Source organism: Paenibacillus sp. J31R120, assembly GCF_056269225.1.
In genome coordinates, this window is sequence record NZ_JBWDNN010000002.1 from 100,314 (window position 1) to 119,872 (window position 19,559).

The 19,559-nt window shown below is 47.7% G+C and carries 18 protein-coding genes; 14 read left to right on the forward strand and 4 right to left on the reverse strand.

All coding sequences use genetic code 11. The annotated features are described in order from the left end of the window. Nucleotides 1-19 precede the first annotated feature (19 nt). Nucleotides 20-1,678, forward strand: a complete 1,659-nt coding sequence (locus tag AC0YNW_RS07050; RefSeq protein ID WP_475831337.1) for an extracellular solute-binding protein — start codon at nucleotides 20-22, stop codon at nucleotides 1,676-1,678. A 68-nt stretch (nucleotides 1,679-1,746) separates the two neighbouring features. Next, the gene (locus tag AC0YNW_RS07055; RefSeq protein ID WP_475831338.1) at nucleotides 1,747-3,510 is read left to right on the forward strand and encodes a sensor histidine kinase; all 1,764 of its coding nucleotides are present in this window, start codon (nucleotides 1,747-1,749) and stop codon (nucleotides 3,508-3,510) included. Nucleotides 3,511-3,530: 20 nt separating this feature from the next. Here the strand turns inward: AC0YNW_RS07055 and AC0YNW_RS07060 are convergent, their stop codons facing one another. Then, nucleotides 3,531-5,123 (reverse strand): response regulator, encoded by a 1,593-nt coding sequence (locus tag AC0YNW_RS07060; RefSeq protein ID WP_475831339.1) that lies wholly within the window; start codon nucleotides 5,121-5,123, stop codon nucleotides 3,531-3,533. Nucleotides 5,124-5,302: 179 nt separating this feature from the next. Here AC0YNW_RS07060 and AC0YNW_RS07065 point away from each other — a divergent pair, with 179 nt between their 5' ends. The 5 genes from AC0YNW_RS07065 (at nucleotide 5,303) to AC0YNW_RS07085 (ending at nucleotide 11,738) form a co-directional block, all read left to right on the forward strand. After that, entirely contained in the window at nucleotides 5,303-7,243 is a 1,941-nt protein-coding gene (locus AC0YNW_RS07065; protein ID WP_475831340.1) for a family 20 glycosylhydrolase, read from the forward strand. Between the two features lie 37 nt (nucleotides 7,244-7,280). Continuing rightward, a complete protein-coding gene (locus AC0YNW_RS07070; protein ID WP_475831341.1) occupies nucleotides 7,281-8,321 on the forward strand; it encodes a sugar phosphate isomerase/epimerase family protein in 1,041 nt (346 codons plus the stop codon). A gap of 38 nt (nucleotides 8,322-8,359) precedes the next feature. Continuing rightward, nucleotides 8,360-9,202, forward strand: coding sequence for a PIG-L deacetylase family protein (locus AC0YNW_RS07075; protein WP_475831342.1), 843 nt, complete (start codon nucleotides 8,360-8,362; stop codon nucleotides 9,200-9,202). Nucleotides 9,203-9,205: 3 nt separating this feature from the next. Beyond that, nucleotides 9,206-10,231, forward strand: a complete 1,026-nt coding sequence (locus tag AC0YNW_RS07080) for a Gfo/Idh/MocA family protein (protein WP_475831343.1) — start codon at nucleotides 9,206-9,208, stop codon at nucleotides 10,229-10,231. A 943-nt stretch (nucleotides 10,232-11,174) separates the two neighbouring features. Continuing rightward, nucleotides 11,175-11,738, forward strand: coding sequence for a tyrosine-type recombinase/integrase (locus AC0YNW_RS07085; RefSeq protein WP_475831344.1), 564 nt, complete (start codon nucleotides 11,175-11,177; stop codon nucleotides 11,736-11,738). 72 nt (nucleotides 11,739-11,810) lie between these two features. Here the strand turns inward: AC0YNW_RS07085 and AC0YNW_RS07090 are convergent, their stop codons facing one another. Beyond that, nucleotides 11,811-12,494: a universal stress protein gene (locus tag AC0YNW_RS07090; protein ID WP_475831345.1), complete on the reverse strand. Its 684-nt coding sequence runs from the start codon at nucleotides 12,492-12,494 to the stop codon at nucleotides 11,811-11,813. Nucleotides 12,495-12,594: 100 nt separating this feature from the next. On the opposite strand from AC0YNW_RS07090, the gene AC0YNW_RS07095 reads away from it, so the two are divergent. Genes AC0YNW_RS07095 through AC0YNW_RS07125 form a run of 7 tightly spaced genes read left to right on the forward strand, consistent with a single transcriptional unit; the run spans nucleotide 12,595 to nucleotide 18,381 of the window. Beyond that, a complete protein-coding gene (locus tag AC0YNW_RS07095) occupies nucleotides 12,595-15,006 on the forward strand; it encodes a Na+/H+ antiporter subunit A (protein WP_475831346.1) in 2,412 nt (803 codons plus the stop codon). Next, nucleotides 14,993-15,415, forward strand: a complete 423-nt coding sequence (locus AC0YNW_RS07100) for a Na(+)/H(+) antiporter subunit B (protein ID WP_387477812.1) — start codon at nucleotides 14,993-14,995, stop codon at nucleotides 15,413-15,415. The genes AC0YNW_RS07095 and AC0YNW_RS07100 overlap by 14 nt, the downstream gene beginning before the upstream one ends. Nucleotide 15,416: 1 nt before the next feature. Further along, complete coding sequence (locus AC0YNW_RS07105; protein ID WP_475831347.1) at nucleotides 15,417-15,755, forward strand: Na(+)/H(+) antiporter subunit C; 339 nt, start codon at nucleotides 15,417-15,419, stop codon at nucleotides 15,753-15,755. Continuing rightward, nucleotides 15,748-17,223, forward strand: coding sequence for a Na+/H+ antiporter subunit D (locus AC0YNW_RS07110; RefSeq protein WP_475831348.1), 1,476 nt, complete (start codon nucleotides 15,748-15,750; stop codon nucleotides 17,221-17,223). The genes AC0YNW_RS07105 and AC0YNW_RS07110 overlap by 8 nt, the downstream gene beginning before the upstream one ends. 15 nt (nucleotides 17,224-17,238) lie before the next feature. Beyond that, a complete protein-coding gene (locus tag AC0YNW_RS07115) occupies nucleotides 17,239-17,718 on the forward strand; it encodes a Na+/H+ antiporter subunit E (protein WP_475831349.1) in 480 nt (159 codons plus the stop codon). Beyond that, nucleotides 17,715-17,996: a Na(+)/H(+) antiporter subunit F1 gene (locus tag AC0YNW_RS07120; protein ID WP_387477823.1), complete on the forward strand. Its 282-nt coding sequence runs from the start codon at nucleotides 17,715-17,717 to the stop codon at nucleotides 17,994-17,996. The genes AC0YNW_RS07115 and AC0YNW_RS07120 overlap by 4 nt, the downstream gene beginning before the upstream one ends. Beyond that, nucleotides 17,980-18,381 (forward strand): Na+/H+ antiporter subunit G, encoded by a 402-nt coding sequence (locus tag AC0YNW_RS07125; protein WP_387477826.1) that lies wholly within the window; start codon nucleotides 17,980-17,982, stop codon nucleotides 18,379-18,381. The genes AC0YNW_RS07120 and AC0YNW_RS07125 overlap by 17 nt, the downstream gene beginning before the upstream one ends. Nucleotides 18,382-18,465: 84 nt before the next feature. Here the strand turns inward: AC0YNW_RS07125 and AC0YNW_RS07130 are convergent, their stop codons facing one another. Further along, entirely contained in the window at nucleotides 18,466-19,263 is a 798-nt protein-coding gene (locus AC0YNW_RS07130) for an alpha/beta fold hydrolase (protein WP_475831350.1), read from the reverse strand. Between the two features lie 15 nt (nucleotides 19,264-19,278). Then, the gene (locus AC0YNW_RS07135) at nucleotides 19,279-19,509 is read right to left on the reverse strand and encodes a ribbon-helix-helix domain-containing protein (RefSeq protein ID WP_475831351.1); all 231 of its coding nucleotides are present in this window, start codon (nucleotides 19,507-19,509) and stop codon (nucleotides 19,279-19,281) included. Nucleotides 19,510-19,559 lie beyond the last annotated feature (50 nt).

The following is a 19,559-nucleotide window of genomic DNA, read 5'->3' on the forward strand; positions in this document are numbered from 1 at the left end:
GCAAAGGGGTTTTTGACACATGCGAAAAGTATTAATGATGTTATTGTCATTCACGCTCGTCTTTACAATCCTCTCCGCTTGCAGCAGCAATGAAGGTAAGGAGCAATCGACCGCTGGCGCAGGGGAATCCGGTACACCTTCAATCAAACCAATGAAATTCAGCATGAACACAACGAGGCCAAACGTACGCAAAGATTCCCCCGTTGCAAAAGCGCTGGCAGAGAAAACAGGCGTTTCCTTCGAATATCAAACCGTGACGGGCGGTAAAGAAGGTTCCGACCAGAAATACATGGTATGGCTGGCATCCGGCGACTACCCGGACGTCGTGAGCTTCACAACTGAGCTGACAACGAAGTATAAAGAAGGCGGCGCGATTATTCCGCTGGAAGATCTGATCGAACAATACGGACCAAACATCAAAAGAAAGTTCGGCAAGTTTTATGATCTGCTCAAGGATAAGGATGGTCATATCTGGTCCCTCTATAATCCGAATATCGCAACGGAGACGCCAACCAGCCAAGCCAGCTTCGTCGTTCAGTACGAAGTGCTTAAAGATGCCGGATACCCGGAAATCAAGACGCTGGATGAACTGTTCACGCTGTTGCAAAATTACGTGGAGAAAAATCCGAAAATTGACGGCAAAGATGTCATCGCGTTCTCGGGCGCGGGTCCGTCCCTTACTTACATTAACCCGCCGATAGCAGCGGCAGGTTATCCGGACCACGGTCAATTTATTGTAGATAAGGATGACGAGCTTCGTATGGCGGTAACGCAAGATTTTGCAAAGGACTACTATAAGTTCTTGAATCGCTTGCAAACATCCGGATTGCTCGATAAAGAAGTGTTCAGCTTGACCTGGGAAAGCGCATCCGCAAAAATGGCGCAAGGACGTGTACTCGCGGCTTTCGTCCCGCGCTGGGTGCTAAGAAACGCGGAATCGTCACTGGTGGCATCGGGCAATACGAATCGCCTCTACGCGAAGTTCCCGCTGTTGTTGAACGACAGCTACGAAGATCATCAGAACGTCATTCTGCCTACCTTGTCCGCGGAAAACTGGTCGATTACGAAAAACGCCAAAAACCCGGAACGCTTGATTCAATTCATCGACTTCCTCTTCACCGACGAAGGACAGAAATTGATCGGTTGGGGGATAGAAGGCGAAGATTTCGAGGTCATAGATGGAATCCGTACCCAAACTCAGGAGTACAAAGACGGCAAAGCGAAAGACGGCGATCTCTACGACTCCACGCGTGGATTGGATGCTCCGTTCAACCGCTTCAGCTTTGGTCATGGCGCCAAATTGGATGACGGCGACTATGCGACGGCGACTAACGCGAATACGGTTGCAGAAGAGTACGATAAAGACACAGTAGCAATCTTGGAGAAATACGGGAAGAAGATCTGGGCGGATTTCCTGCCGCAACCGGAGTATATCCCTGGATACGTCTGGCAGTTAAACGGTCCTACAGATCTGGACGATGTACAGAAGACCGTAGACCAAATCGTTTTCCGCGAAGTGCCTAAAGTCATCATGGCGAAGAACGAGCAAGAATTCGATTCGGCATGGGAATCCTTCGTAGAGAAGATGGACAAAGCTGGAACGCCTAAATTGGAGGAAGCTTGGACAGAGATTTGGAAAGATTATATCGACCAATACAATAAAGTTGTCAACCCATGATATAGTTGATAGAACACCTTGGCATCCAAGGTGTTCTATCTTTATTGGAACGGGAGGAGCGAGTTGTCATGCGGATCCGCACGAAGATCTTCCTGACCAATATGATTGTCACGACTCTGCTTATCAGCATCTTGACCTATAGCTTGGGATGGTACGGAACTCGGATTATCTATGAGAAAACGAGCGAGGACATCGGCTTCTCCGTCTCCCAGATCGCCCAGAACACCGATAATATCCTGCAATCGTATGAGCAGATGATCGATCTGTTCTACACCAATGCAGACTTGTTGAATCGGCTGTTGCATGTCTACACCTCTGACGTTGAAGCGCTTGATGCTTATTACGATTACTTCGAACCTTTCACGAAATGGTTGAAAGTAAATAAGGATATTCTTAGGTTAACGATCTATACGGATAATCCGACGTTCCAGTTCGCGGACATCAGGCTGATTGACGAGGAATTCAAACAATCCGAGAGCTACCGGCGAAGCCAGGAATCCAATACCGAGATGTATGGGGAATGGTCGTATCTAGGCATGGACCCTTACTACAACGTGGGGATTTTTAGGCTCTTCAAAAAAATAACCACACCAAACACTGGAAAGAACCTATACGTTTTTCTGGATTTGGACGAGAAAATTTTATTGAGCTTGATCGAGCAGGAGAACCAGAATAAACGATTTATAATCGCATTGCCGAACGGACAGGTTGTCGTGGATAGCTTCAGTCGGAACAAGACGCCGCAGAACATCCAGGATTACGAATTTTACGAGTCTTCGAAGGATTTGAATTCGGGGCATTATTACGACCAAGAGAGACAGACGGAATATCTCATTACACAGAAGGAGATTACATCTCGCCATAGCCGAAACGGAATTCAGATTCTATCGCTAATCCCGATCGACGAATTAAACCGCAAAGTAAACGAGATGAAGAAATTCGCATTTTTGCTGCTCATGGCAGCGATCCTAATCTCCATAACGATGATGTATCTGACGTCGCTTGGATTGATGCAGCGGCTCATGCTTTTGATGAAAAAAATGAACCAGACGGACATGGACAATTTGCAGGAAGAGGTTCACATTCCGGGCAAAGATGAAATCTCCATACTCGGCAATTTGTTCAATAAGATGATGAGACGGATCAACAGCCTAATAAAAGAAACCTATGAAGCTGAGATCAATCGCAAGGAATTGGAAATCCAAAATAAGGAATCGCAGTTGTATGCGTTGCAGACCCAGATTAATCCGCATTATTTATTCAACGTCTTAAATGTCATTCGCGGAAATCTGCTCGAGCAAGGCGATAGAAAGAATGCGGGCATCATCAAGCTGCTGGCCGATTCCTTCCGGAATACGTTGAGCATAAGCGGCCACTTGATTCCCTTGAACGAAGAAATACATATCGTCGAAACGTATTTGAAGATTCAATCCTTCCGGTTCGGGGATCGGCTTCAATATCAATTAGACATTCCGGAGCAGGCCAGACAGCTTCCGATTCCCCGGCTTGCCATTCAGACGGTCGTCGAGAACGTGATTATTCATGTGCTCGATCAACAGAAATCGGTAACGACCGTTCACATACAAGCCATCCCGTATTCGCGCGACGCCTACTCGATTCGCATCGCAGACAACGGGCCAGGCATCCCGGAGGATCTGCTCTCAGCGATTACGAACGAGATGGTCGACGAGTCTCGCACGACCGACGGCAAGCATATCGGACTTCGGAATACCTATCAACGGCTAAAAGCGCTAGGTCCCGATAGCGGCTTAACGATCGAGAGCAAGATTGGCGCCGGGACCGTCGTTACTTTGCATATCCATACGTTGTAAAACAATAAGGCCGACAAGGATCAAACCTTGTTGGCCTTATATTGCTGGCGGAATTCGCTGGCGCTAATGCCGGTGAATTCCTTGAACTTTTTATAGAACCAGTCGATTTCTTTGTAGCCTACTTCGGAGGCGATTTCGTAGACTTTTTTATTGGAATGCAAGAGCAGGGTCTTGGAAGTCTCGATCCGAACCTTCAACAAATAATCGTTAAAGGAAATTCCTTCCGCCGTTCTGAACATCTGGCCGAGATAGGCGGCGTTAATGTGAACTTGCTCGGCGATGCCCTTCAAACTTAAAGGCTCAGCGAAACGTTCGGCCACTACTTTTTTTACGGCCGCAACCGGATTATTCGCTTCCGTCGTCTTCACCGCAGCCATATAATCCATGACCGCCTCGCATTTGGTTTGAATGAACTCGAATAGACTCTCGATCGTCTTGGAATTGATGATCGCTTTGTAATCCTCTATGCTGGACTGAAACATGGACTCCGCGTCATATCCCAGATCACGCAAACATTGGAACAGACGCACCAGCAGCTCCAAGCAAACCGATTGCACCGTTGACTTCGCGAGCCGCTGTTCCCGGAATCCCTCGAGCCGATCGTTCAGTGCCCGCGCCATACCCGCACGATCCTGATACTTCACGGCTTCGATTATCTGTTCGATCATCCGATTCATGCCGTCGTTTCGATCCGTGCCTGGCAAGAAATGAGGGTCCGAAGCGAGAATCGAATGATGTCCCATCAGAAATTTGCGATCGAGCATTTTTTTGGCCGAGGCATAGGAGTCGGCGACATCCGAAGCTGCGGTAACGACCCTTCCAACGCCGATAGTAATCGACACTTTCGTATATTGCGCAATGGCGTCGCGCATCTTCTTGGCCAGGGTCTCCATCTGCGTCTGTCCGACGCCCGTTTCTTCCCAAGCGTAGACGACGCCGAGACGTTCCGTGGACTCCTCGAGCAGGAGGCCGTTCATGCCGATGACTTCCTCCAGCACGTTTTTTACCGCGAAGCACCTTGTCTGAATCTCCGTAGTCGTCAAGGAAGAATCCAACGCTTCGAAGAAGTTCAACTCTACGGCAAAGCAGCCGTAAGAGACATACCGATTCACATCCAAATCGAAAAATTGATGCAGCTCCTGAATTTCTTGGAGGGTCAACAGACCTTCCGTCCACGCTTTCACCCGCTGATTTTTCAGCGCGGGCACGCTCAAGTACAGTTTCTTGTTCAGCTTGGATTCTTCTTCCGTCGCTTGCTTCACTTGCTTTAACAATCGCAGCAAATCCTCTTCGGCTACAGGCTTTAGCAAATAATCTTCCACTCTTAAGTTCAGGCACTTCTTCACATAAGCAAACTCGTCGTACCCGCTTACGACAATCGTCTTCAGCTTGGAGAACGTTTGGATATTCTCGATTAAATCCAGTCCGTTCATTCCCGGCATCCGGATATCTGTAATCATTAAGGAATAATGCTTCCTCCGAAGCTCATCGAGAGCATCCTCCGCATTCTCCGCTTCGCCCGCTATCGTAAAACCTTGTTCTTCCCAGTCGATCAAATATTTCAATGATTTCATGGCACCCGGCTCGTCATCTACTAGAAGTACCTTCAACATTCGGGTTAACCTCCTGCATCGAATTCAGGTTACTTACGTTCCCATTATAATCAGGAATCGGGGGCAAATCTACCGTTCCGGCAAAGCGCTGCATTCGCACAGGTATTGTGCCATAAAGAGTCAGGTTGTTTGTTCCCCCGCCCTTACTATAATGAAACACATAGAAGAAAAAGAATGGAGTGAATCGCTTGAAGTTATGCTTTCATGGCCAAACGGAGCCCGATCTCAATGCGGGCATCGAACAAGTTGCCGACCTGCTGAATATCCGCCTGGATCACCAGGGTATTCCTATTGAAATCGTTCAAGCGGAAGGGCCTCTGCGCGTAATGTTCCGCCAAGACCAAGGTCGAATCTATTACCAGGAAACGATTCACTTCTTTCGTGCTTTAAGCTTGCTCGCGGAACGCGCGCGAACGGAGCGGGAGTTCGAAATAACCGAATATCCACAATTTGATTTTAATGGCGCGATGATCGACGCTTCTCGAAACGCCGTGCCGACGGTCGCAAGCATTAAGCGATTGCTGCGTTCGATGGCTTTGATGGGGCTGAACGGCTTGATGATGTACACGGAAGATACCTATGAAGTCCCAACACGTCCCTATTTCGGCTATATGCGCGGTCGGTACACCACTGACGAACTTAGAGAATGCGATCAATATGCGGCCCAATTCGGAATTGAAATGTTTCCTTGCATTCAGACTCTGGGGCATTTGACGCAAGCCTTAAAGTGGCATGACACCCGGAACGTTAAGGATACGGAAAGCATTCTCTTGGTCGGCGAGCCCAAAACCTATGCGCTCCTCGAAGAGATGATTGTCGCCGTATCTTCCGCCTATCGCTCCCGCCGCATACATATCGGAATGGACGAAGCATTCGGTATTGGCCTCGGCAAGTATCTAACGGTCAACGGCTTCCGCAAGCGGTCCGATATTATGAACGAGCATTTGCAAAGCGTTCTTCAAATCACGCGCAAATTAGGGCTGAAGCCGATGATTTGGAGCGATACGTACTTCCACTTGGCATCGGAAGGCAAAACGCCGTATTACGATTTGAGCATCGAAATCCCCGATGATGTCGCCAGTCAAATTCCAAGCGACGTCCAATTCGTTTATTGGGACTATCAGCATGATGATCAAAACTTCTATGAGCAATTCATCGACAAGCATCTTAAATTCGGTTCGACTCCGATATTCGCTGGCGGATTGCAGACATGGGCCAGCCTGAGTCCCAACTACGGCAGGGTTTGGCGGACGACGAATCCGGCGCTTCGCGCTTGCAAAAATAAAGGCGTCCGGGAAGTGTTCGCGACGGCTTGGGGCGATAACGGAGCGGAGACGAGCGCGTTCATGGCTTGGCCCGGCCTGCAGCTTTATGCGGAGCACGGCTATTCAAGCCACGTGTCAATGGAACAAGTGCAACGTCGATTCCGTACGTGTACTGGCGGCGACCTGGACCAGTTTCTTCTTACTTCGCAAATGGATGAAGTGGTCGGCGTAGACTCGAACAACATGTATATGGCGAACCCTTCCAAATTTTTATTGTGGCAGGATCTTCTCATTGGCCTTTTCGACGCTCGCGTAGAGGGCGAATGGGAGGAGGCGTTGCCGGAACACTATGGTTCCTTGCAAGAGCAATTCCGGAATATTCATTCCAATCTTGCGGCTTCCCCAGACTCGGGGAATAACGACTTGATGGCGCTCTTATTCGATCAATACGAGAAATTAAGCGGCGTGTTGCGGGACAAAACAACGCTTGGATTACAAATTACGCGGCTCTATCGCAGTAATGATCTGCACGGACTGGCGAAGATCACATCGATTCAGTTGCCGGCACTCTATGCGAAGGTGAATGAGCTTCGCGTAACCCATCGCCGGTTATGGATGGCTACTTGCAAGCCTTTTGGCTGGGAAGTGCTCGATATTCGGTACGGCGGCGTCTTGGCCCGTATCCTAACGGCGCAGGACCGACTGAAGGATTATGCCGAAGGGCGTATCTACCGGCTCGAAGAGCTTGAACAAGAGCGTCTGCTCTACGAACAGGACGTGCCGGCAGCCGATCGAATCTACGGAGAATCGTTCTATCATCGCATTGCGACGGCGTCCGTATTATCCAAGCTGTAATTCAACCGCGACTTCATTTATTAGGGAGGTATCATTCATGAAACTCGGCATGGACATGCATCACGGATTCCTGCGGGAAGAATCGACCACGGTCGAGAAAGCTTTGCAGCAAGTCAAGGCGGAAGGGTATCAAGGCGCTTATTATAAATCGCCCGCCAATATCTCTCCCACGCTAGATCCAGGCGAATTAAAAGCCGCATCCGATTGCGCCAAGGACCTCGGACTCTACATCGACTTCGGCGTCGGGCGAGTGAATCCGTTCAACACGAACGAAACGCCGGATATCTGGCTGCTGGGCGGCGGGGACTATAAGCTGGCTATGGAGAAACAGATTATGGCCGGCGCTTCTATAGGAGCCAAGGAATTCATCGGCGTGACAGCCAATTTCAAGCCGAAGCATGATGGCTATTTCCTCTACGACCGGTTCCGGACGGATGTCACTTGGGAAGACCAATTGCTTGCGACTGAAAAGTTTCTAAAATTGCTTGCTCCCGTTCTACGGGATACCGGGACGCGGATCAACTTGGAAACGCATGACGAGATTACGTCCTTCGAAATATTGCGTTTGATTGAAGCTGTTGGAGAAGATGTGCTGGGCGTTGCGTTCGACACGTGCAATGTCGTATCCATCGGGGAAGACCCAATGGCCGTAGTCAAACGGACCGCGCCATACATTCATCAGATGCATGCCAAAGACTTTATCGTATTTTTCACCGATAACGGGTTAACCCGCCAAGTGAAGCCGTGCGGCCAAGGCGTAGTCGACTTCGAGACGATTTTCCAGGAGATCGCCAAATACAACCCGAACTTGCAAATCCAAATCGAAGATCACAAAGGCTATATGCCTGTCGATATCTATGTCAAGGAATGGGTTCAGCGCCATCCGGAGCTCCAATTGAATGAAATCTCCGCTCTCGTCCGGTATGCGTACCTGTGCGAGAAACGAATGAAGTCCGGAGAGCTGATGGAGCCTGAAGCTTATGAAGCAATCAGCTATTGGGACCAGCGGGACGAACGCTTGAATGCTTCCCGGGATCACCTCTATCAAGTGCTGGAGAAGCTGGGATTGCGGGAATAAATGAATGACTTATTAAAGAATGCGAAGGAGAAAACAACATGAAAATAGATGCAAAGCAAAACATACGTGTTATCGTCATTGGTGCTCACCCCGACGAGCCGGATATCTATGCGGGCGGAACGGCGGCCTTGTTCGCAGAGCTTGGACATGAGGTGAAATTTCTGGCCTTGACCGACGGGTGCTGCGGACATCATGAGATGGGCAGAGAAGAGCTTGTCGTGCGCCGGAAGGCAGAAGCCGACGAAGCTGCGAAGCGTCTCGGCGTGCTGGAGTACGAGGTGTTGGACACGCCCGACGGCGAGCTTCTCCCGGATATTGCCGTCCGCAAACAAGTCGTCGATCGCATCGTGCGGTGGCAAGCGGACATTGTCATTACGTTCCATCCCGATGGAGGGAATCATGCGGATAATAGGTACACAGGAAAAGTCGTCAGCGATGCCGCATCGCTCGTCACCCTGACTCCGAACGCGGCGGGAGGAGCCTATTTGAAGAAATCCCCGCTCTTCTTGCTCATGCCGGATTACTCCATGAAGCATGTCTATTCGGCTGACGTTGTAATCGATATCGGTTCGGTCATCGAGAAGAAGCTGCTCGCTTGCGATGCCCACGCTTCCCAATTCTATGAATTTGCCGCTTGGCAGCGAAACCTTCTCGACGAAGTGCCGGATAGCTGGGAAGAGAAGAAATCGTTCATCCTTAAATATTGGTCGAATTTCTTGCATGTATCGGATGAGATGAAGCCGGGGCTAGAAAAATGGTACGGTGCGGCGGGCGCGGCGGGCGTAACCTTCTCCGAGCCGTTTGAAATCGCCAAATATAGCAGACGGCCGAGCGACGAGGAAATGAGAATGCTGTTCCCTATGTTTCAGATCGGAGGCTGAGGCATGTCGTGCGTGAATCTCGCCTTGCTTAGCTGCTGGAATCATTATCATGCACAAGGCTTCGTCCGGGATCTTGCCATGGTGAAGGGGGCACGGATTGCAGCTTTGTGGGACGAAGACCCTTCCCGGGGTACCGCCTTTGCGGAGGAGTTCGGCACGGTCTTCGAGCCCGGACTTGAGACCTTGCTTGCCCGCACGGACATCGACGGCGTTATTATCGATTGCGAGCCCGATCGTGTGGCGGCATTAACGATCACCGCCGCCCGCGCGGGCAAGCATATTATTGCCGATCAAGTTCTTGCGATGACAAGAGCCGAAGCGGAGCAGGCTGCTGTAGCGATCCGGGAAGCCGGTGTACACTATGCCTTGGATATGTCGTTGAAGCGCTGGCCCGTTAATCGGGCTGCCAAACAAGCTGTAGATTCAGGCATGCTTGGAGACCTCATGAGTGTGCGCGTACGCAATGCCCACGCCGGGGCGACGAGTTCCGGCTGGCCCGATCATTTCCGCGAGAGCGATTACGGAGTGTTCTCGGACTTGGGCGTGCATTGCCTCTATCTGTCGGGCTGGCTGCTAGGTACGCCCGATCGCGTAACGGCGATGACCTCGCATACGACTGCGGGCAAGGCGGAGGATAATGCGGCTTGCATCATGAAATATGAGAGCGGAACGCTCGCCATATGCGAATCGAGCCATGTGGCGCATCATTCGCCGTTCTCCATTGAAATTTACGGCACGCGGGGCAGCTTCCATGGCGGCGGCATCAACGGCGTGCATCGAAAGCTCGTTCGACCGGAGGATGCTGTCGTTCGCCTGTATACGGATTCGACGGAGGACGGCCGCACTGTGATCCCAGCGGATGCTGTATACGAGCCTTCCATCTGCCAATGGGTTCGAACGTTGCAAGGTGCTCCGGCCGACGACGATGACGCGCTGAGCGGTGTCCAAGAGGGCATTCAATTAGCGCGAATGTTGGAAGCGTTATACGCCTCTGCCCGAGATGGAAGGACAGCTTCGTTAGGACAATAATGAAAAGGAACTTTGCCACTGGAAAGGGGCAGGTTCCTTTTGGCATTCATCGCAATGTCCAATTTGAATGTACGAAGAAAATGATGATATAGGCATTTTAATCAGTAACAAGAGCGGAGTTCCCTTTATATGTTGTTGTCATGAGTATTAGATTTGGCGGATCTCACAGGGGTTGTCGATGTTCTTCTTCTAGTGCGAGGTTATGCTGCCAGCTAAACGATTTATAAAAATGGAAGTAAGAGTATGAATGAATTCCAACATGATTTATCGAATTTGAGTGTTTCCCCCAATTAAGGCGAGTGAGGCGACCCCTTGGAACGCTCAAAATGATCAATCAGCTCGTCTACGCTTCTTCTTCAATTGTTTTCATTGCTTCAATTGTCACAACTGCCACAACTGTCATCGTGGAGGACAATAAGACGTTTTTTGCCGATAAGGCAATGTTTGCGGCTGCTTAATGAGAAGAGAAAGCACTGAAGCGATTTATTATACGCCCCCTAAAAAGATTTGGAAAAACCGTTGGGTTTATCTAATCTCATTTAGGGGGTATTTTGCATTGGAAGCGAAGGACAGAAGTTACAACGTTACTGAGAGGGAGACATAAGATTATTTGTGAAGTGATAAGGTAGGGGGGCATACGGAGGAACAATACGCTCAGCCGGGGGTTCCGTTCACCCCGTTTAATCCCGATATGTTCGAATGCTCCATGATTCACCATGTAAATCCACAACCGCATGAGGTTGTGGATTTTTGCATGTTGATTTAGATTCTTGTACGGCTGAATTACATTACATTGAAAACCACTCTATGTTTACTGAAATAAGTCTATGAAGGATGTGGCTAACTGTTCGATTTTTTTATGAAAATGAAGCGATTTTTTATTGTGATGTTACTTAATATCTGTTAACCTTAAATTAAGTAACATTAAGCGGAGGGGTTCTCTGTGCAATTTGTAAATCCAATTCGGGACTTGAAAACTATTCAAGCGATGAAAGAAGAGTTGAGAAAACACTCTATAAGGGACCTGTTACTTTTTGTACTGGGAATTAACACGGGGATTAGTCTCCTTGATTTACTGAATCTTCAGGTACAGGACGTTTGGGATGGCCAGAATGCGAGACAGTTTCTTTATATTAAGGATGAAAAGACGGGAGAAGATAAGGCTCATTTCTTAAACAGCAAGATCGATGAGATACTAACGGAGCATTTATCTAACATCGATTGGAAACCTGAGGATTATTTGTTTAAATCCAAAAAGGATTGTCGTCCCATTACCCGTCAGCAGGCGTATCGAATTATTAACCACTCGGCAAGGGAGATAGGAATTTGTGAGAAAATCGGGACACATACGCTGAGAAAGACGTTTGGTTATCATGCGTATTATAGGGGAGTGGCGATCTCTATCTTAAGGTCGATTTTTCATCATCATTCCACGGCAGAAACACTGAAGTATTTGGGAATCGACAGAGCGGAGAAGAAACCCATTCAAGTGGATGTCAATTTGTAAATAATCCTGTTTTGAAGGGATAAAAAAACTCTCCGCATACATGCGGAGAGGGGGAGTTTCTTTTATTCGCTTTTAGTCGGCCGAGTCGTCTAGACCCATCGCTGTAGAAATATCTACGTTTTTAAATTCAGTGACGATCCCGTCACTAACGAGCACGTTTAAAGTTACGGCATCCTTCATAAAACGGAAAATCCCGTTATCGAAATCTGTATCGACTTCTTTGAAGAAAATGCCCTCAAATTCGGTTTGCTTTTCGTGATTGAAGCTTAGCTTATAATGGTTCCCATCTTTGACCAAATAAGCACGAACTCCCTTTTCATATATACCTTCTTCATCCCGAATATAACGGGCAACGGAAACAATATGCAGATCGACAAATGGGATCTCGCGTACTAAGGCATTAATGATAGATCCCTTCGTAATTTGTTCCCATCGGCTGTGCGCCGTCTGACCAAGAATGATCTGTGTAATGTTGTTATCTCTGGCTACTTCTGCAATGACCTTAGAGACAGGGCGGCTTTCATTGTCCTTCATAATAAATTGGGCTGTTGCATGAGAGTGGGCATATTCTTTCCATTGTTCGATATAGAATAATTTTTCGGCATCCAGCTCGTCGAATGGCTTGGGATCAATGGTCAATATATATAGCGGAGATTTCATCAAATTAGCGATTGCACAACCGCGTTTGATTAGTCTCGCGCCATTGGGACCATAATAAACGCAAACAAGAATGCTCTCATTAAACACGTTGTTCATTTTAAATATTTCACCTCTAGGTCTCGATTATTATGTAAGACTATAGTTGAAGTTACGACAAGAGTCAAGGAAGCAGAAGACATGAATAGGAGGAGTGCACTTGAGTATATTCTTTATATTTATTTTTCTCCCGTTGATCAGTGCAGTGCTTGTACCCCTACTTTATAAGTATTTCAATCGCCTGGTACATACGGGATGGTTCGTTTTACTTGTACCACTATCTATTTTTATCTACTTGATACAGTATATACCTGGTGTTGCGGCTGGTAACACCTATAAATACACATTATCCTGGATTCCATCCCTCGATTTGAATTTTATCTCCTACGTAGATGGGCTTAGCCTGTTATTCGGTCTGCTTATTAGCGGTATCGGTACCTTGGTCATTATTTATTCTATTTTTTACATGTCCAAGGTTCGTGAGGCTCTCCATAGCTTCTATGTCTACTTGCTCATGTTCATGGGCGCGATGCTGGGGGTTGTATTCTCGGATCACCTCTTGGTCCTGTACGGGTTCTGGGAGTTGACCAGCGTCTCTTCCTTCTTATTAATAGCCTATTGGTACGAGCGCAAGAGTTCTCGCCAAGGCGCCTTAAAGGCGATGCTCATTACTGTCCTTGGCGGATTCGGCATGTTAGCCGGATTTATTATGCTGATCATGATGGCGGATACGTACAGCATTCGGGAAATGATCGCTAACCTGGACGTTATCCAAAGCCATGCGTTGTTTATTCCTGCCATGCTATGCATTTTACTCGGCGCATTTACGAAATCCGCGCAATTTCCGTTCGGTATTTGGCTGCCGGACGCGATGGAGGCGCCAACCCCGGTCAGCAGCTATCTTCACTCGGCTACGATGGTCAAGGCCGGCATCTATTTGGTGGCTCGCATGACACCGCTTTTCGGGGGCAGCTCCGTGTGGTTCTGGCTTGTGGCTGGCATTGGTCTCGTTACCCTGCTTTATGGTTCTTTGACTGCGCTGAGACAGACAGATCTAAAGGCAATGCTAGCATATTCAACAATTAGCCAGTTGGGACTGATCATGTGCCTGCTTGGGGTCGGTTCCTTAGCGATCTATTTTGGACCTGGTGATAGTGGCACTATCTTTACGGTTGCTACATTTGCCGCTCTATTCCATCTGTTTAATCACTCGACCTTCAAAGGCAGTTTGTTTATGGTTGTAGGTATCATTGACCATGAGACAGGCCGGCGTGATATTCGCTACTTAGGCGGTTTGATGCAGGTGATGCCGATCACGTTCACGATCGCTGTGATTGGCGGCTTTTCTATGGCGGGATTACCGCCGTTTAACGGATTTTTGAGTAAGGAAATGTTTTTTGCGGCGGTGAAAGATGTATCCGGGGCCGGCATTTTCGGTTTGAGCAACATCGGTCTCCTGTTCCCGATCATTGCTTGGGTAGCCAGCATATTGACGTTCGTCTACTGCATGATTTTTGTATTCAAAACCTTTGGAGGAACATATCGCCCTGAAAAACTGACGCGAAAAGTGCATGAAGCGCCTTGGGGTATGCTGTTTTCTCCGGCCGTTTTGGGTTTACTCGTCATATTCATCTTTTTCTTCCCGAATGTTCTCGGAAAGTATATTCTTACCCCGGCATTAACCGCTATTTTGCCTACGATGCCGATTTCTCCATACGACCTGAAAATTAGCGCATGGCATGGGCTGAACATGGAGCTCGTGATGACGATCGGTGTAATTGTTGTCGGCATCCTTCTCTTCAAAACAAAGGAGCGGTGGATCCAGGTCTTGCGAAATTATACGCAGGGATTCACGTTGAATCATTGGTACAATCAGAGTTTGTCGGGTATGGAGAAGCTCTCAGCATCCCTGACGAATCGGTATATGACAGGCTCGCTCAGACATTATCTGATCTACATTTTTTCTTTCTTTGTCATTGTATTGCTAAGTTCGCTTCTGCTGCTCCACGGTATTCAGTTCGATTTCGCAAGTAATGCAGCTATCAGTATTTTTGATGCGGGGCTTGTGCTTGCGATGGTAATCGCCGCACTGGCTGTCTTATTTGCCGGCAATCGAATCGTGGCTATTGTTGCACTTGGAGCATTAGGCTATATGGTTTCCATGTTCTTTGTCATCTTTAGGGCGCCTGACCTGGCTTTGACGCAAATGGTGGTGGAGACAGTGACAACGGTTCTGTTCCTGCTATGCTTCTATCATTTGCCGAAGCTGAAGAAAAGCATTGAGCGTATTCCTTTCAAATTGACGAATCTGGTTATTTCGATCGCGATGGGCTTAACGGTGACCCTGCTCGGATTGTCTGCGAATGGACATAAACTGTTTGAACCGATTTCAACGTTTTTTGAAAATGCTTATGAGCTGGCGGGTGCTAAAAATATTGTCAACGCGATATTAGTGGACTTCCGCGGTTTCGATACCATGCTGGAGATATCCGTGCTCGCCATTGCCGGGCTAGGGGTGTATATATTGGTTCATCAACGTTCCAAAAGGAGGGAACAACATGAAACCGAATGATGTGATATTGAAAAGTGTAACTCGAGTGGCTGCCGTGATCATATCGACCTTCTCGATTTATTTGTTCATGAATGGTCACCATCATCCGGGAGGGGGATTCATTGGGGGACTTAGTACCGCGTCAGCTATTGTCCTGCTGTATCTTTCTTTTGGAATCGAGAAGGTAAGAGAAAATATACGAGTCGATTTCAAAAAGCTTGCGGCGATCGGCGTGTTGATTGCGATTGGAACCGGAATGGCAGGCGTGGTATTTGGCCAACCCTTTTTAACCCAGGCCTTTGGTTATTATGACTTGCCTATATTCGGAAATACCGAACTCGCGTCTGCTTTGATTTTTGATACCGGAGTCGCTCTAGCTGTTATAGGCACCGCAGTCAATATTATTCTAAGCATAAGTGAGGACCGCTAATATGGAGACACTCATGGTCATACTTGTCGGTATTTTGGTATCCATTGGAACTTATTTGATTCTATCTAAGCAACTGCTGCGGATTGTTCTCGGTGTATCGATTATGGGTCACGCAGTTAATCTGTTGATCATAACTTCTGGCGGGCTGAAGACGGGGAGCGCCCCTCTGCTGGGAGAGAAGGCCGCAGGTTTTGCTGATGCGCTTCCTCAAGCATTAGTGTTAACTGCGATTGTCATTAATTTTGCCGTGACAGCGGTAGTACTCGTTTTATGTTACCGCGCCTATCAGAGCTTCGGGACGGATGACATGGAGCAATTAAGGGGAAATGAGCATGAATAATTTGTTGATCGCGCCGATAATCATTCCTCTGTTGACTGGAATGGTCCTCATTATATTCCAAAAAAATATAATGCTGCAGCGGATTCTTAGTTTGGTCGCGTTGTTAGCCACCCTTGTCACTTCGGTTCTATTGATGAATCAGATCAGAGATGGCGGTATTCAAACCTTGCAATTAGGCGGTTGGGAAGCGCCTTACGGCATTAGTTTAGTGGGTGACATGTTCAGCGCTTTGCTGCTGCTCGCTACCTCTATTGTCTCGGCAGGCTGCCTGATCTATGCCTTTTCATCGATTGGGCGAAGGCAAGAAAAACTTTATTTCTATCCTTTATTTTTGTTTTTGATCACAGGTGTCAACGGCTCGTTCTTGACTGGGGATTTGTTTAATTTATATGTCTGTTTTGAAGTGTTTTTGGTTGCTTCCTACGTACTGATTACAGTGGGGGGAGCCAAGAGGCAGCTTCGCGAGTCGCTGAAATACATTTTTACGAATATTATTGCATCGGCGTTCTTTTTGATCGGCGTTGCTTACTTATATTCGATGACGGGCACATTGAACCTCGCCCAATTATCGATTCGGATCGCAGAGATTGGCCAGGATGGGTTAATAACCACTGTCGCATTATTATTCCTCATCGTTTTCGCCATGAAGGCGGGATTATTGCTTTATTTCTGGCTGCCCGGATCATATAGCGTACCGCCAACGGCAATCGCAGCTATTTTTGCCGCGTTGCTTACCAAGGTAGGGATCTATGCCATTTTCAGAATGTTTACACTCGTTTTTTATCACGAACCACAGATTACCCATCTGTTTATCGGGATATTAGCCGCCATTACGATGATATTAGGCGGACTAGGTGCGAGCGGTTATTCGGATCTGAGAAAAATATTGACCTACAATGTGATCATAAGCGTCGGATTTATTATGGCTGGACTTGTCTCTTTGACATCGGCCGGCATAACGGGTTCTATTTATTATTTGATTCATGACATCCTGATTAAGGCGATTGTATTTCTGATAGGGGGAACGATTGTTCATCTCACGGGAACAAGTGATTTGAAAAATATTAGCGGCTTGATCCGGCTTCACCCCCAATTAGGCTGGATGTTCTTCATTGCAGCTTTGTCTATGGTTGGAATTCCTCCGTTAAGCGGTTTTCTTGGCAAAGTATTTACGACGCAAGGCGTTTTTGAAGCAGATTATTACTGGCTTGGCGTAATCGGGCTGGTGGCCAGCTTGTTCATTCTGTATTCGATGACCAAATTGTTTATGAACGCTTTTTGGGGTGAAACGATTCTGAGTGCAGAGGAAGAGAAGGGGACGACGAAAGGCTTGTTGTTTCCGATCGCTCTATTGACGGTAGCTAGTGTGGCCCTGGGAATCGGCGCTGAGGCGATTACGGGTTATGTGGCTCAAGCTGCAGAGGAACTGCTGAATCCAAATTTATATATTCAAGCCGTGTTTGAATAAAGGGGGGAACCAGCCATGCCCGTTCAGGTGCTACTCAACATATTCATTGCTTACTTGTGGATGTTTCTGCAAGAGGAAATGACCATCTTAAATTTTTTCAGCGGCTATATAGTCGGTCTGATTATTCTGCTGTGTATCCGCCGCTTTTTTAATAAACGGTTTTATCTATTTACGCTAGCTGCAATCGGCAAGCTGTTCATTCTTTTTATCCACGAGCTGAATACGTCTGCGGTGGCGGTCATGAAGCATGTACTCCGTCCTAAAATTGATGTCAAACCAGGCATTTTCAAGGTAGAAACGGATTTGGAGGGGGATTTGGAAATCACGCTCCTATCCTTATTAATTTGCCTAACGCCAGGCTCGGTCGTCATGGAGGTCAGCCCTGATTCCAAGGCGCTGTACATCCACGGTCTGAACATGCCCGAATCGAAGGAATCGGTCTTAAAATCAAAGTCTGTTTTTGAAAAGGCGATAAAGGATGTGACGAGAAAATGATATTTGAGACGGTGTTGATTACTGCATTAGGTATATTAATGCTGGCCATTCTGGCCAATTTGTACCGGGTTATAAAAGGGCCGTCCAGTGCGGACCGGGTTATAGCGCTGGATTCCGTCGGTATAAATCTGATCGCCAGTATTGCCGTGTTCTCCGTGCTGCTGCACACTCATGCCTTTTTTGATCTCATCTTATTGATCGGAATCTTGTCATTTATTGGAACGATCGCCTTTGCCAGATTTATTGAAAGAGGTGTTGTGATTGAGCGGAAGCGGTGAAGTAATCGGGGCGATTCTCATCCTTATTGGCGCTATCTTCAGCTTGATCAGTGCAATAGGGAATGTGCGATTGCCTGATGTGTATACCAGATCTCATGCTGCATCTAAAAGTTCTACGCTTGGCGTGTTGTGCGCGCTCGTTGGAACATTGCTGTATTTTTTAATTACCGACAAGTTCTTCAGCATCCGTCTCATCTTAGGAATCTTCTTTGTATTTCTGACAGCTCCAGTGGCTGCCCATGTGATCTGCCGGGCCGCTTACCGCCACAAGGTGCCGTTAACCGAGCAGAGCGCCCAAGATGAATTGAAGGACTATTATATGGAGAATGAGATCCTTGAGGCAAAAGAAGATGAGGCCAAGCTTGTAATGGATCAAGGGAAATGAAGCAAGCGATCTTCAGAGAGAATGACAAGAGAGTATCCATATGGATGCTCTCTTTTATGAGAAAACGGTCATATCTTAGGCCAATTATCCAAACAGAAAATGAAGTACATATTGATTGAACGACTCCGGCTCCTCGACAAATGGAAGATGGCCGCAGCCTTGCATCACAATTTTGGTTGAATATGCGATTTTGGCATGAACGGCATTCGCGGTGCGAATGTTGAAGGGATGATCCTGCTCGGGAGCGATAATCAGAGTCGGGATATGTATCTCTTGCAATCGACCGAATGCATAAGGCTTCACAGCGAGCGATAGCTTTGGCGAGAAACGGCAGAAGTTGCGGCTGTTGCTCATATTTTGGACAACCTTATGCCGAGCATCTTTCTTGGTGTGTGCAGGAAAGCAATATTGCCAGAATGGATTGGCCACGAATTGCGCAATGGCTTGATCACGCCCTTTTAGGCGCACATGGATAAAGTTTTTGATGCCTTGCCACATCAAGGATGGAGGATAGCTGTTGCCATGTATCGAAGGCGCGACAAGAATCAGTGCCTTCACCAACTCCGGATAGGCAAGCGAGAAGTCTACAGCAACGCTTCCGCCAGATGAAGAACCGACCAAAGTGACTTTGCTCAACCCTAACAGGTCAACAAGCGCCCTTAAATCCTCCACATTGGAAAAGGTTCCTGTTGGTGTGCTGGAGAGGCCATATCCCCGCAGATCATAGCGAATACACAGATAGCGTGAGGCAAGAGCAGCAATTTGCTCATCCCAGATGCTGTGATCATTGAAATTCCCGTGTATCCATATTATCGGATCGCCGCTTCCAGCAACCGTATAGAAAATGCGCCCACCGTCTACATGTACGTAGTCCTGATTCATGATCTAAAGCCCCCTTCACAATAAATCGGTATTGCTCAGGTTGTCCTCGATAATGGCCCGGATCACTTCAGATATGGCGTAATCGCCTCTTTGACAGTAACGGTCAATTTCATCCCAACAGGCTTGCGGCAAGGTCAATGAGATTTTGCGCGTAATGCCGATGGGCTTTCGGCCTGCCCCTTTACGGTAGCCGCCCTTCATGCTTGTCTTAAATTCTGAGTCATTGATATGTATCAACTTTTCCATGTCATCACCCTGACAACATCATTCCATAGGATGCTAGAGCAGTCAATTAA

Coding starts and splice junctions, on each gene's coding strand:
- AC0YNW_RS07120 (WP_387477823.1), top strand. CDS start 17,715: ATGATATTTGAGACGGTGTTGATTACTGCATTAGGTATATTAATGCTG.
- AC0YNW_RS07115 (WP_475831349.1), top strand. CDS start 17,239: ATGCCCGTTCAGGTGCTACTCAACATATTCATTGCTTACTTGTGGATG.
- AC0YNW_RS07060 (WP_475831339.1), bottom strand. CDS start 5,123: ATGTTGAAGGTACTTCTAGTAGATGACGAGCCGGGTGCCATGAAATCA.
- AC0YNW_RS07105 (WP_475831347.1), top strand. CDS start 15,417: ATGGAGACACTCATGGTCATACTTGTCGGTATTTTGGTATCCATTGGA.
- AC0YNW_RS07075 (WP_475831342.1), top strand. CDS start 8,360: ATGAAAATAGATGCAAAGCAAAACATACGTGTTATCGTCATTGGTGCT.
- AC0YNW_RS07130 (WP_475831350.1), bottom strand. CDS start 19,263: ATGAATCAGGACTACGTACATGTAGACGGTGGGCGCATTTTCTATACG.
- AC0YNW_RS07100 (WP_387477812.1), top strand. CDS start 14,993: ATGAAACCGAATGATGTGATATTGAAAAGTGTAACTCGAGTGGCTGCC.
- AC0YNW_RS07070 (WP_475831341.1), top strand. CDS start 7,281: ATGAAACTCGGCATGGACATGCATCACGGATTCCTGCGGGAAGAATCG.
- AC0YNW_RS07135 (WP_475831351.1), bottom strand. CDS start 19,509: ATGGAAAAGTTGATACATATCAATGACTCAGAATTTAAGACAAGCATG.
- AC0YNW_RS07055 (WP_475831338.1), top strand. CDS start 1,747: ATGCGGATCCGCACGAAGATCTTCCTGACCAATATGATTGTCACGACT.
- AC0YNW_RS07050 (WP_475831337.1), top strand. CDS start 20: ATGCGAAAAGTATTAATGATGTTATTGTCATTCACGCTCGTCTTTACA.
- AC0YNW_RS07080 (WP_475831343.1), top strand. CDS start 9,206: ATGTCGTGCGTGAATCTCGCCTTGCTTAGCTGCTGGAATCATTATCAT.
- AC0YNW_RS07110 (WP_475831348.1), top strand. CDS start 15,748: ATGAATAATTTGTTGATCGCGCCGATAATCATTCCTCTGTTGACTGGA.
- AC0YNW_RS07090 (WP_475831345.1), bottom strand. CDS start 12,494: ATGAACAACGTGTTTAATGAGAGCATTCTTGTTTGCGTTTATTATGGT.